Origin of the sequence: Amycolatopsis roodepoortensis (genome assembly GCF_024628825.1) — a bacterium.
Classification (GTDB): Bacteria; Actinomycetota; Actinomycetes; order Mycobacteriales; family Pseudonocardiaceae; genus Amycolatopsis; species Amycolatopsis roodepoortensis.
Map to the genome: position 1 here is coordinate 6,249,527 of NZ_CP102415.1, position 12,249 is coordinate 6,261,775.

A 12,249-nucleotide genomic window follows, 5' to 3' on the forward strand; every position below is an offset into this window, starting at 1 on the left:
CGCCGGTCAGGATCTCGACGGCCTCGACGCCGATGTCGTTGCCCGACACCAGGCTCAGCAGCCGGAACAACCGGCGCGTTTCCGCGGGCAAGGCCGCGTAGGACAGATCGAAGGCGGTCCGGACGGCGATCTGCTCGTCGCCCGGCACGGTCAGCGCGCCGAGCAGATTACCCTTGCGTAGCTCGATGGCGTAGTCCTCGATGCCTTTTCCGGGATCTTCCGCGAGGTTGGCCGCGGCGATCCTCAGCGCCAGCGGCAGATACGCGCACAGCCCGGCCACTTCGGCGGCCGCTTCGCGCTCGGCCCGGACCCATTCGGGGCCGAGTACCCGGGCGAGAAGGTCCAGCGCCTCACCGGGTTCGAGCATGCCCAGCGTGAGCCGACGGGCGCCGTGGAGGGCGACCAGCCCGGCCACCGGTCCCTCGCGGTGACCAGTACCAGGCATCCCGGCCCCGCGGGCAGCAGCGGCCTGACCTGATCGACGTCGACGGCGTTGTCCAGCACCACCAACGCTTTCCGGTCGGTCATCAGCGTCCGGTACAGCGCGGACGCGGTCTCGGTGTCCGCGGGGAGGCGTTCGGCGGGGACGTCCAGCGCGGCCAGGAACCGGGTGAGCACTTCGAGCGCCGTCGCGGGCGTGCCGGCGGAATGGCCGCGCAGGTTCGCGTAGAACTGCCCGTCGGGGAACCGGTCCTTCACGCGGTGGCCCCAGTGCACGGCCAGCGCGGTTTTCCCGGCCCCCGCCGGCCCGGTGACGGCCACGAGCGCCACCGCGCCGCCGGTGCTTCCGGCGGGTGGCACCAGTTGGTCCAAAATGGACAGTTCGGCCGCCCGGCCGGTGAACCCGGACGGTTCGGCGGGTAGTTGCCGCGGGACGCGTGCGGCGGACCGCGGCGCCGGGAGCGGTTCCTCGTCTTCGAGCAGCGCGGCGTGCGCCGCGGCGAGCTCCGGGCCTGGTTCGACGCCGAGTTCCTCGACGAGCCGCTGCCGAACCTCCTGGTAGAGCCGGAAAGCCGTCGCCCGCTGGCCCGCGCCGTGGTACGCCCGGATCAATCGGGCCTGCGCCGGTTCGTCGAGCGGTTGATCCGCGGCGGCTTCGGCCAAGTCGGCGAGCACCTCGACGGCGGCGCCGATCGCGAGCATCGTGTCGCCGTAGCGGGCGAGCAGCGCACGACGTTCCGCCTGCAACGCAAAGACCTTCGGATGCGTTGCGAGCGAAGGGATATCGGCCAACGGCCTGCCCCGCCACCAGCGCAGTGCCTCGCCGAACAGCGCCGCGGCACGGCCGGTCTCGCCGTCGCGCAGGGCGTCGTTCGCCTCGGCGACGAGCCCGCGGACGTGGGGCAGGTCGATCTCGACGGCGTCCCAGCGCACCGCGTAACCGCCGCCGACATGCGGCAGGATCTCGCTCCCGGACCGAGCCGGACGACCGGGTTCCAGCAGCCGCCGCAGGTGTTTGACGTGCGTCTGGAGGACGTTCACCGCACTGCGCGGCGGCCGCCCGCCCCACAGCGCGTCGACCAGTTCCTGCTTGGACATCGCCTCGCCGCCGGCGAGCACGAGCAAACCTAGGACGGCACGGCGACCCGGTGGGCCCAGCTCGATTTCCGTCCCGGCCAGCCAGACGCGCAGCGAGCCCAGCACCTGGATCCGCACAGCCACCGGCAGGAACGTAGCGAGCGGTCCCGCGCCGCACAAGGAAGAACGGCGGAAAGAACCCCGCTGCGCCCGGCTTTGGGGCCGCTCAGGCTAATGCCCGGCGGGCAGGAGGTCGTGACCGTTCCAGGTGAACCGGGCCGTGGTGACCGCGTCGTCGCCGTCGCCGCCGGTGATGAGCTGGTGGATCCCGACGCCGCCGAGTTCGGCGTAGGTGCACCATTCGTGGTCCGACGTCAGCATCAGGTCGAGGTCGAGTTCGGACAGCAGGCCGAACACCTGCCCCCGGTTGGTCGTGTCGACGCCGACGAACACCTCGTCGAGCAGGATCACCCTCGGCGCCTCGGGCGCGGCCTGGTAGTGCGCGGCGACGGCGGCGAACAGCGGCAGATGCAGCGCGATCGCCTTCTCCCCGCCGGACAGCGCGCCGTGCAGCTTCTTGGTCAGCAGCTGCCAGCCTGCCCCGTTCGCGCGGTCCACCTTGACCACGAACCGGTGCCAGGACGTGTAGTCGAAGACCTGCGCGAGCTGCTGCTCCCAGCTGGTCGCCGTGTCGTCCGCCTTCGCCTGCTCGACGCGCTCACGGAAGAACTTGTGCAGGGACACACGATCTTCGGCGGTCAGCTGGTCCGGATCCTTCAGCAGCAGATCCCGCGCGGTCTTGGTACCCGGCGGCAGATCGGGGGAGACCTGCCAGACCAGCCGGACGGCCACCCTGGACGCGGTCCGCACGCGTTCCAGCCGCGCGTTCATGCCGTCGACGAGGTCGTTGGCCTGCCGGATACGGGCCGCGAGATGGCGGCGGGTGTCACCGGTCAGCGTCTTGTCGAACAGGTCGCTTTCCCGGTCGGTGATCTCGTGCCTGCTCTTTTCCGCTTCCGCGTAAAGGATCTTCAGCAGTTCGGCCGCGCCGACCCGCAACCCGTCGACGACGGCGGTGAAGATCTGGACGTCCTCGTCGGTCTCCAGATCGAGTTCCGCCCGCGAACTGAGCGTGTTCCGGCAGGTGTGCACGGCTTCGGAAAGCCGGTGCAGCGCCTCGCCGAGGTTGCTCGGCGCGTGCGGCACCGACGGCCACGCCGCGGCGACCAGCCGGGCGGTTTCGAGCGCCGAGCGCACCCCTTCGGAGGCGGACAGGGTGGCCTGGAACTTCGGCAGGTCCTCGATCCCGCCGTCGGCGGGGAAGACGCCGGTCGCGAGCTTCCGGAACCGGAGCGCGGCCGCGTCCTGCTTCTTGGCGGCGTCCTCGCGGGCCCGCGCGTCGGTCGTGCGGCGGACGCCGAGCGCGCCCAGCGATACCGCGAGCTCCTTGGCGTCGGCGTTCGCGGCGCGGAGTTCGGCCGAGAGTTCCCGCAGTTTCGTGCGCAGCCCGTCGATTTCCGCGAGCACCTCGCGCTGGCCGCTGCCCGCGGTCCCTTCGATCGCTTCGAGCATCGCCGTGAGCTTGACGCGTTCGGCCTCCGCCTCGGCAGCCTCGTCCTCACGCCGGGCCGCGTTCGCTTCCGACCGGTCCGCCTGTTCGGCGCACAGCTCGGCCCGCTGGTTCGCGGTGAGCAGGTTCCCGTGCTCGTACAACCAGTTCTCGCCCTGGTCGGAGTAGGTGCGCAGGGCCGTGGCGAGCGCGGCCAGCGGCGCGCGTTCGGTCGGCAGCCCGCTCTCCGAAGCCTGGGCGGTCAGCTCGTGCAGCGCGGTCTTGGCCTCGATCTCCAGCGCGGAGACGGCGGACTCCAGATGCCGGACGGCGGCGTCGGCGGCGGTCAGCTCGGCCTCGGCCGCGGTCAGTTCTCCCGTCGCGGCAAGGAGATCTTCGTGGCTGGGACGGGCGGCGCGTTCGATCTTGATCAGCTCGCGCCTGCCGCGCAGCGCGGCCAGCTCGCCTTCCAGTTCGGCGACGGTCTTCTCGCGAAGAGAGATTTTGTCCCGGAGTTCGGCGATCCGGCGTTCCCGCGCGCGGAGGCGGGCAGAGGCGCCGATGTACGCCGGAGCGTCCTTCGTCCAGCTGCCCGACAGGCCGCCCATCCGCCAGCCGCCGTCCGCGCCGATCGCGGCGGGTCCGGCGGGGAGCGTGTCGTCGAAGGCGATCACTTCCAGGATCCGGCGGATCTTCGCCGGGGAAAGCTCCGCGTCGGGTTCGGGTACGAGGACGTCGGCGAGGGAACGGCCGGTGGCCACCGGCAGCGTCCCGGTTTCGGCGAGCACGTCGTGCCCGTCGACGACGCCGTGGGAGTTCACCCAGGCGTCCAGCAGACCGGCGCCTTCGAGCGCGGCCTCGATCCCCGCCTGGGCGCTTTCCGGGACGGAGCCCGCGAAATCGACCAGCCGCCACAGCGGCGCGCCGCTCATTTCGGTGCGGTCCGTCGTGCGGGTGCGCGGCGGCTCGGGCGCGAGGACGTCCTCCGTTTCGAGCACGCCGGCCTCGACGAGCAGTTCGTCGTGTTCGGCGCGCGCGGCGGCCAGCGCGGCACCGGTCGCCGCCTCCCGCCGGATGATGTCTTCGAGCACGGTCTCGGCGACGATGCCGAGCCTGCCCAGGAGCGCGACCTCCGCCTCGGCGTCCCGGACGACCGCCTCGACATCGGGGAACCGCAGCTCGCGGCAGCCGATCGCCCATTCGGCGAGCCGGGTGCGCAGATCGCTCAGCGCGAGTTCCCGCGTCGCCGTCGTGAGGTCCACTCGCTCCTGCGCGGCCGAGAAATCCGACCGCGCCCGGTCGAGATCCGCCTCGGCCTGATGACGCCGGCCGACCGCGCGTTCATGCTTGTCCAGCGCCCGGCCGAGCGTCTCGACCTGGTCGCGCTTACCGCGCACGGCGGCCTGCAGCAGCGGACGGAGGCGGGCCGGTTCGTTCAGTCCGGCGACGAGTTCGTCGTGCACCCCGGCCAGGTTCGCGCGGGTCGCGGCGGCGCGGACCTCGGTCTCCAGCGAACGCACGAGGTCGGCCTGTCGTTTCGCGACCTGCTTCGCCGCCCGCGAGCGCTCCTCGTCGGCGTCCGCCTCGGCGCGGAGCCGATCCGCGTCCGCACGCAGTGCTTCAGCCTTCTCGCGCGTGGACAAGGCCCGCTGCCGCAGCTTGTCGAGCTCCTGGCCCTTGCGGTACGACTCGGATTCGGTCAGCCCGGACAGGCGGGCTTCGGTCTCCTCGACGTCCTTTTCGAGCTTCGCCGCCAGTTCCTCGGCGGCTTCCTTCTTCGCGGCGACCTCGTCGTACTCCTCGGCCGAACGGCGGGCGGCCGCGGCGAGTTCGTCGAGTTCGGTGGTCGCGGTGATGAGGTTCGCGGCGCCCGCGCGCAGCACACGCTGGGCGTAGGTCTTCTGCCGTGCGGCGAGCGCGCGGGTCGCGTCGACCTCGGTCTCCAGCGAGCCCAGCCGTTCGCGTTGCGCGTCGAGCCGCTCGAAACCCTCGGCGAGATCCGCGATCTCCTGCTGGCCCAACGGCGGAAGCGCGCGGGACAGCAGGTTGGACAGCAGGCTCGGGTCGAGCCGCTGCGAGAGTTTGGGCATCCGCAGCTGGAGCAGCGCGGTGATCAGCGCGTCGTAGCGCTGTTCGCTCAAGGTGGGGAACAGTTTCGCGCGGATCGCCGCACGGTACTCGGCCGCGCCGTCGTGCACGGTCCCGTGCTCGCCGAGGGCTTCCTCCAGCGCGTTCTTGGTCAGCGGCTGGCCGGCCTCGTTGACCAGCGGCAAGCCGTCGCCCACCCGCAGATCGGTGGTGAAGAAGTCGGCGTGCACCGTGCTGGTGTGCGTGCTGGCCTGCAGCCGAGCGCCGCAGGTGAACCACTTCTCGCCGGCCATGCCGAATTCGAGCCAGACGTACCCGACGCGCGTGGCGCCGGAAGCGCCTTCACCCATCAGGTTCCAGTGCATGCTGCGTTCACTGGTGCCGAAGGTCGACAGCCGGTTCGCGCGCAGGCTCGCGTCGAACAGGAACGGCAGCAGCAGCTCCAGCGCCTTCGACTTCCCGCTCCCGTTGGGGCCGCGCAACAGCAGGCGCCCGTCGTGGAACTCGAAGATCTCGTCGTAGTAGCGCCAGATGTTGAGAATGCCCGCACGGGAGGGGATCCACCTCGTCACGGTCACGGCGCCTCCTCGGTGCGGTCGGTGTACCTCGCGGCGGCCGGGAGCGGCCGGACGAGTTCGGCTTCGGTGCAGACCAGGCCGAAGCCGGTCAACACGGCGAGCGCGTCGACGGTCAGCCGCCGCACCCCGTCCCTGCCCCGGTACGTCTTGGCCCAGCGCGGGAAGCGTTTCAGCAGCTTGGCGGTGGCCTTCTGCAGGTAGTCGGTGGTCCGCGGCTCGTCCAGCACGTCGAGCAGCAGGAGCGCGGCGACCTTGGCGTTGCTGCCGTCGTCCGGGAACCGCTCGTCGGTGGCCAGCCCGTCGACGTCGACGAGCAGCACGCCCTCCGCGCGTTCTTCGAGGACGAAGCCGCCCTGTTCCGCGGCTCGCCGCAGCAGCTGGCGCCCGGTCGGCGTGCCGAGGTACGCGCGCTCTTCCGCGGTCAGCTCGGCGAAGTACAGCACCGGGTCGTCGACGAGACGGCGGAAGACCGTGTGCCGCAGCCACAGGTTCCGCTGGACGTCCGACGCGCTCGGCGTGTCCTCGTGGCGGCCCGACGAGAGGCCGTAGCGCTGCTCGTGCGACACCGCCTCCAGCAGTTCCTCGAACCGCAGCGCGACGTCGTCGGCGGGCACGGCCAGCTGGGACGGCCCGACCGGCGCGGCGAGCAACCGCAGCAAGAGGGTCGCGTCCACCCTGAAGAGCACCTTCGCCGCCGGATCGTCCACAAAGGACTCGGGGTCGCCGTCAGCGGCTTCGAGGACGCCGTAGGACTCCAGGAGTTTGAGGACGTCCACGAAGGCGAGACGCTCCGCCCTGGTGGCGACGTCGAAGGTGGTGACGAGGTCGTCGGCGGCGCTCGCCTGCGCGACGCGGCCGGCGAGCAGGCCGATGGTGGTCACCGGCACGGTCAGCAGTTCGGCGGCCACCACGCACAGCAGGACGTAGCGGCGCCGGTCGAACGCGGCACGCCCGGACCGCAGCCGCCGCGCCGGGCGCGTTGGGTCGGTGGCCGCGCGGACCTTGACCAGCCGCGCGTAGCCGAGCCGCGGTTCGACCGTGAGCGTCCAGCCGCAGTAGTAGTCGAACCACTGCCGGATGGGCTCGCGGCGGCGCCGGATGAGGTCGAAGGTCTCGGGGGCGCCGCGTTCGCCGATCAGCGGGGTGGCCAGCAGGGCCCGGATCCCGCGCGCGACCTCTTCGCGTTCCGCGATGACCAGTTGGTTGGTGAGGCTCACGCACCGCCTCCGGCCGTACTGATCTCGATTTCGAAGTCGGGGCCCCGGAAGACGCCGCTCGTGGTGGTCAGGCGGGCGACCGCGCCGTTCCGCGGCGGCCGCAGGACGATCTCGATCTGGCCGTCCGACGTCGTGCTCCGCCGGGTGCCGTCCGCGCCGACGGCGCTGCCCAGCGCTTGCCCCATGAGGTCGAGCAGCCGCTCGAAAACGCTGTGGTCGAGCTTCTCGAACGCCGAAAGCCGCACGACTCCGCCGGTGTCGAGCATGTTCCACGCCGCTTCGAGTTCGGCGCGTTCCTGTAGGGCCTTTACGGCTCTCGCGGCTCTGATCGCGCTGACGTCGCGAATCCGGCCGGTCCTGGTGAACCGCTCGGTGCGGCCCGCGGAGCGAAGCAGTTCCGACACCTCGACCGGCGGCGCGTCGAGCCACGACGCCGTCGTGCTGACCACTTCCGGGTCCGCGTGGGCGAGATGCGCGTGCCGCGCGGAACTCAGCCCGAACATCGTGGACCACAGGCGATGCAGGTCCTCCTGCGCCGGGACGACGGTGAACCACCGCGCCAGCTCGCGGAAATCGGCGACCGCGCTGCTCGCGCGCCGCCGTGATTCGGTGATCCGGTCCAGGACCTGGAGAAGCGTGATGATCGCCCGCCGCGCGAGGTTGTGGAGGTCCTCGACCCGCGGCGTCGTCCCGTCTTCTGGCAGGAACCACGCGCGAAGACCGTCCCAGCGCGCCTTGCGGACGTCGATCCAACGCGCATCGGGGTTCGGCAGCGACGCTCCGTTGAGCGCCCGCCGGTGCACCAGCTCGACGCCGTGGTCGTCGACCTCCTTGATCCGGGTGGCGATCGTATGCGTGTGATGTTCCAGGTCGTTCAGGAACTCCTGCAGATACGTGACCGTCGCCGCCTTGACCTCGTGGAACGTCGCGAGGTCGGCTTCGGCGTGCAGGAGGCGCTGGAGGTCGCCGTTGAAGCGCTTGGTGTTGTCGCGGAACGCTTCGAGGTGGCTCTCGACTTCGGTGAGCGTGCTGAACACGCGCCGGTCCGTGCCGTCTTCGAGCTGCTTCACGAGCTCGCCGAGCCGCTCACCCAGCGCCTCGAGCGTCGCCGTCTGCAGCGCCCCGGACGCGTTGAGTACCTCGTTCGCGCGGACAACCCCCGCGTACGCCGCTTCGCCCTGCCGGCTCAGCGAGTACTGGAGATTGCGGCGCTCGTACTCCGACGCCGTCCGGTAGTCGCCCGCGTGGCTCTGAACGGTTTCCAGATGGCCCTGGTCCTTGAGGTGGTCCAGCGTTTTGACGAGGTCATCGTCGTCGAGCGTCTCCAGCCAGCCGACTTCACGCAGCCTCGTGCGGACGTCGTCGATCCCGAGCGCCGTCTCCAGCCGCTCGTTCGCCTCGCCGAAGGCGTGCAGGATCGCCAGGGGGAGCCCGGATCTGCTGCCGTCGGTGAAACGGAACATCTCGGGCGGAACACGGATCGGATCCATGCGTCCTCCGGCGGCTGGTGCGTGGAGCTACACGTTAGGGGGTCACCCAGACGAGTCCGAACGGACCGTCTTTTTCACGCAGAGTGCTCACGTCGTGAACATCTCCAGGCGCACGGTTGTCCCCTCGATGGTGACCTTGCGGTAGACGTGACGCCCTTCGACGACCCGGTCGTCGTTCATCACCCCGGGCGCGAAGCCCGACGCTTCGAGCAGCCTGGGCACGTCCTCCGCCGGAAGGGTCGCGACGACCACATACCTCGTGTCGATACCGCGGTCGTGCCGCGTCTCCAGCACCTTGCCGCTGGCAGGCATCGAGATCCCGCCGAACCGGAAGGCTTCTTCCGGTGTCGGGCTGGGCGGGTTCGTCGCGCAGCCGGCCAGGAGGAGGGCGAGGACCGCGAGCAGGGTTTTCACCTACCGTGAGACGCACGGTGGACGTAAGCGTTCCGTCACACTTGGACGGGGATGACAGGGACGGTGCGACACGTTGTACTGGGTGTCAACGACCGAAGGAGATCCACAGTGACGGAAAAGGCTGTTCTCGCGGGCGGCTGCTTCTGGGGTATGCAGGACCTGTTCCGCCGGCACCCCGGGGTCGTGTCCACCAGGGTCGGCTACACCGGCGGCGACGTGCCGAACGCGACCTACCGCAACCACGGCTCGCACGCCGAAGCCATCGAGATCGTCTTCGACCCGGCCCAGCTGTCGTACCGGCAGATCCTGGAGTTCTTCTTCCAGATCCACGACCCGACGACCCGCAACCGCCAGGGCAACGACATCGGCACGAGCTACCGGTCGGCGATCTTCTACACCGACGACAAGCAGAAGCAGGTCGCCGAGCAGACGATCGCGGACGTCGACGCCTCCGGCAAGTGGCCGGGCAAGGTGGTCACCGAGGTGACCCAGGCCGGTGACTTCTGGGAGGCCGAACCGGAGCACCAGGACTACCTGGAGCGCATCCCGAACGGCTACACCTGCCACTACGTGCGGCCGGAATGGCAGCTCGGCGAGCGCTGATCGTCGCGCTGCACGTCTCTTCGGTGCACGCGTACGAGGGCCGTCCCTCCTCGGGGGCACGCCCTGACCCGTCCCCGGTCTCGCGCGACCATGTCGAGGTGCGCGCGGGACTGGGGCTGGTCGGGGACCGGTACTTCAACCATCCCGCACATCGTTCCGCCGCGGTGACGCTCTTCTCTGCTGCTGTCCCCGGTGATCCGCTGCTGGCCCGGCGGAACATCGTGCTCTCGGGCTTCGACGTGGACGCTCTGCCGCGGGGTTCGGTGGTGGCTTTGGACTCCGGCGACGGTCCGGTGCGCTTCGAGGTCCACCGGCCCGCGAATCCCTGCGCTTGGATGGACGTCGTCTACCCGCGCGGGACTTTCGCGGCTTTGCGAGGCCGCGGCGGGAAACGGTGCGTGCCGCTGGACGACGGCGTCTTACGCGTTGGGCCGGTAGAGATCTCCTAGGGTCAGGCGTTGGTTGGCGCCGTCCAGGTCGAAATGCGCGGGATCGAACTGGCCAGGGTCGTCGAGACCGAGCCAGCCGAGTACGTCCTGATGTTCCGGGTGTCCGGGATCCTCGAGGATCTGGATCAGCCGCGCATACCCTCCGGTTCCGCCGACGTCCTCCGGCGGGCACGCCGCTTGGCCCGCGATGCACCGCGGGTAACGCCCATCGGACGTGGCGACCGTGGCTTCCTCGACGAGGATCTCGTGGTCCCAGCTATCGCCGAAGTCGTAGTTGTACACGAGGCGGCCACCGGGCTTCACCAGTTCGTCCAGTCGCACTTTCCGTTCATCTCGGTACTGCAGTTCAGCCTCGGCCTCGCCGTAGTAGGTCTCCCCATCGACGAAGTGGTGCAGGTAGTAGTTCTCCCAGCCCATCGCGGCCTGGATGACGACGTGCAGCCGGTCGAGCGGAATGGCCGCCGGAACCAGTACTCGTCGCCACACCGGGAGACCTTCGATTTCCAGCAGAGTGATCTTCACCTGGTAGATCGGATCACCGGCTTCCGGCTCGCCCAAGATCCGCCGCATACCGGACCGGCCGAGTTCGGTCAGCTCGGCTGAGTCGCCGCGGAGGGTCACTGCTCCCAATCGCTGTAGGACCTCGAGCGTTTCCTTGGTGTCGCGGTCGTTCGTGCTCCGCAACATCTCAGACTGGAATTCGGTGAGGTCGTCCAAGATGTAGGGCGCGCTGACGACATTCCGGACGGTCGTGCACAAGTTCGCGATCGGGACAGCACCGTCCGCGCCGTACAACGACGCCAACGCGGCGCGGCTGCCGTCGGCGAACTCCCGGCGCAGCAGTGACTCGCTGAATCCGCTGTGCAGGAATGCTTGACCGAGCTGGTCGAACCCGGTGAACAACGCGAACCACAGCTTCTGCGGGTCATCGAGAAGCGCCTGATTCTTCTTCACCGGCACCAGCCGTTGCCCGGTCTTGCGGACCAGCCGCGCCACCTTGGCGCACTCCACGACGAGCATCAGGTTGGGCAGATGCTCGCTCGACCTGGTCCGGTACACGTGGTCGCCGATGGTCTGCTCGAGCACGTCACCGGTCTTCAACAACGGCACCAGTTCCTTGGCGTCAGCCAGGGTGAGACGCCCGGTCTGGGTGAGCTTTCGTCCCGCGCCCACCCATTCGGTGAACGCGCACACCTGCTCGACCAGTTCGGGCTTCACCGCTGGAACCATGCCACAGGACACTAGTCATCCAGCTGGCACAGGTCGCTCAAACCGGCCTTGATCTGTTCAGGCGTCATGCTTCGCCGCTGGTAGACGTATTGTGCCGCCGCCAGTGGCGCGAGCAGCGCGTCGGCCCTGAAATGCGCGTCCGCTTCCGGCTCGATCTCGCTGATCAGCGTGACCAGATGATTGTGGTGCAGCCGGTACGCGCCGGTCACGAACCGCGCCATCGGCGTCTCCGTCTCCGCGACCATCAGCAGTTCGCCGTGGGTCTCGAGCCTGTCGACGTACGCTTCCAGGAACGCGCTGAGCCTTTGGCCTGCTGGCGCTCCTGGCCCCAACGGCGGCGGCCCGCTGATGAACGCTTCCTGGAACTCGCGCTCGTTCTCGTCGAGCAACGCCTGCGCCAACGCGCCCTTGTCCGGGAACCGGCGATACACGGTCCCGATCCCGACGCCCGCCTCCGCCGCGACCTCGTCCAACGCGAGCCCGTCGATCCCTTTGGCCGCAACGAGCTTGGCCGCCGCGCGGACGATCTTCTGCCGGTTGCGAGCCGCGTCGGCCCGCTCTATCGGCCCGGACCCTGCGATGGGAAGCACTCGGTCAGCCTAACCGGTGGACAAGTGGAAAGTTCTCCAGTTAACTAAGTGGAAGAAGTTCCACTTAAGGAGACTTGCATGTCCGTCGAACACTTCACGAGCGACGACGCTTCAACCTGGTTCCAGCGGCTCGACCAGCGGATCTTCCTGGCCGACGTCCTCGCGCATGACAGTGGCGCGGCGATGTCCGTCGGCTTCGCCCGCTACGGAAAAGGGGAGAAGAACCCGTGGAAGATGACCTACGACGAGGCTCTCGTCATAACTTCCGGGGTTTTCACCGTCGAAGGCCCTTCGGGCTCGGTGACAGCTCGGGCAGGCGAGGTGATTTACCTGCGTTCCGGCACTGAGGTGGTCTACGTGGCCGATGAGGACACGGAACTGGTCTATGTCACCTATTCGCATTGGCTGGCGGCTACGGAATCTTCAGTCGAAGCCCACCGTCTCGACGATTTCCATGAGGCCTGACGGCGGCTTGAACCTCCCAAATGGGACAAGTAGCCTCGCTCTGAGGGGGAGGGGTTCC

Annotated in this window: 10 protein-coding genes; 3 read left to right on the forward strand and 7 right to left on the reverse strand. The window is 69.4% G+C overall.

Features of this window, described 5'->3' with window-relative positions; all coding sequences use genetic code 11:
* Nucleotides 1-243 precede the first annotated feature (243 nt).
* The 5 genes from NQK81_RS29925 to NQK81_RS29945 all read right to left on the reverse strand — a co-directional run bounded on the left by NQK81_RS29925 (nt 244) and on the right by NQK81_RS29945 (nt 8,854).
* Complete coding sequence (locus NQK81_RS29925) at nt 244-1,662, reverse strand: AfsR/SARP family transcriptional regulator (protein ID WP_257484148.1); 1,419 nt, start codon at nt 1,660-1,662, stop codon at nt 244-246.
* Between the two features lie 87 nt (nt 1,663-1,749).
* A complete protein-coding gene (locus tag NQK81_RS29930) occupies nt 1,750-5,733 on the reverse strand; it encodes a TIGR02680 family protein (protein ID WP_257484149.1) in 3,984 nt (1,327 codons plus the stop codon).
* Nucleotides 5,730-6,950, reverse strand: a complete 1,221-nt coding sequence (locus NQK81_RS29935; protein WP_257484150.1) for a TIGR02678 family protein — start codon at nt 6,948-6,950, stop codon at nt 5,730-5,732. Before NQK81_RS29935 ends, NQK81_RS29930 begins: the two co-directional genes overlap by 4 nt.
* The gene (locus NQK81_RS29940; protein WP_257484151.1) at nt 6,947-8,440 is read right to left on the reverse strand and encodes a TIGR02677 family protein; all 1,494 of its coding nucleotides are present in this window, start codon (nt 8,438-8,440) and stop codon (nt 6,947-6,949) included. Before NQK81_RS29940 ends, NQK81_RS29935 begins: the two co-directional genes overlap by 4 nt.
* A gap of 87 nt (nt 8,441-8,527) precedes the next feature.
* Nucleotides 8,528-8,854: a hypothetical protein gene (locus NQK81_RS29945; protein WP_257484152.1), complete on the reverse strand. Its 327-nt coding sequence runs from the start codon at nt 8,852-8,854 to the stop codon at nt 8,528-8,530.
* Between the two features lie 108 nt (nt 8,855-8,962).
* On the opposite strand from NQK81_RS29945, the gene msrA reads away from it, so the two are divergent.
* On the forward strand, nt 8,963-9,457 hold the full coding sequence (msrA, locus tag NQK81_RS29950; RefSeq protein WP_126736822.1) for a peptide-methionine (S)-S-oxide reductase MsrA: 495 nt from the start codon (nt 8,963-8,965) through the stop codon (nt 9,455-9,457).
* Nucleotides 9,436-9,906 carry a molybdenum cofactor biosysynthesis protein gene (locus NQK81_RS29955; protein ID WP_257484153.1) on the forward strand — a complete coding sequence of 157 codons (471 nt, stop codon included), beginning with the start codon at nt 9,436-9,438 and terminating at the stop codon, nt 9,904-9,906. The genes msrA and NQK81_RS29955 overlap by 22 nt, the downstream gene beginning before the upstream one ends.
* Here the strand turns inward: NQK81_RS29955 and NQK81_RS29960 are convergent.
* Together NQK81_RS29960 and NQK81_RS29965 are read right to left on the reverse strand one after the other, a co-directional pair.
* Nucleotides 9,877-11,136 carry a plasmid pRiA4b ORF-3 family protein gene (locus NQK81_RS29960; RefSeq protein ID WP_257484154.1) on the reverse strand — a complete coding sequence of 420 codons (1,260 nt, stop codon included), beginning with the start codon at nt 11,134-11,136 and terminating at the stop codon, nt 9,877-9,879. The genes NQK81_RS29955 and NQK81_RS29960 overlap by 30 nt on opposite strands.
* A gap of 11 nt (nt 11,137-11,147) precedes the next feature.
* On the reverse strand, nt 11,148-11,726 hold the full coding sequence (locus NQK81_RS29965) for a TetR/AcrR family transcriptional regulator (RefSeq protein ID WP_257484155.1): 579 nt from the start codon (nt 11,724-11,726) through the stop codon (nt 11,148-11,150).
* A gap of 78 nt (nt 11,727-11,804) precedes the next feature.
* Here NQK81_RS29965 and NQK81_RS29970 point away from each other — a divergent pair, with 78 nt between their 5' ends.
* Nucleotides 11,805-12,191 carry a EutQ-related cupin domain-containing protein gene (locus NQK81_RS29970; RefSeq protein WP_257484156.1) on the forward strand — a complete coding sequence of 129 codons (387 nt, stop codon included), beginning with the start codon at nt 11,805-11,807 and terminating at the stop codon, nt 12,189-12,191.
* Nucleotides 12,192-12,249 lie beyond the last annotated feature (58 nt).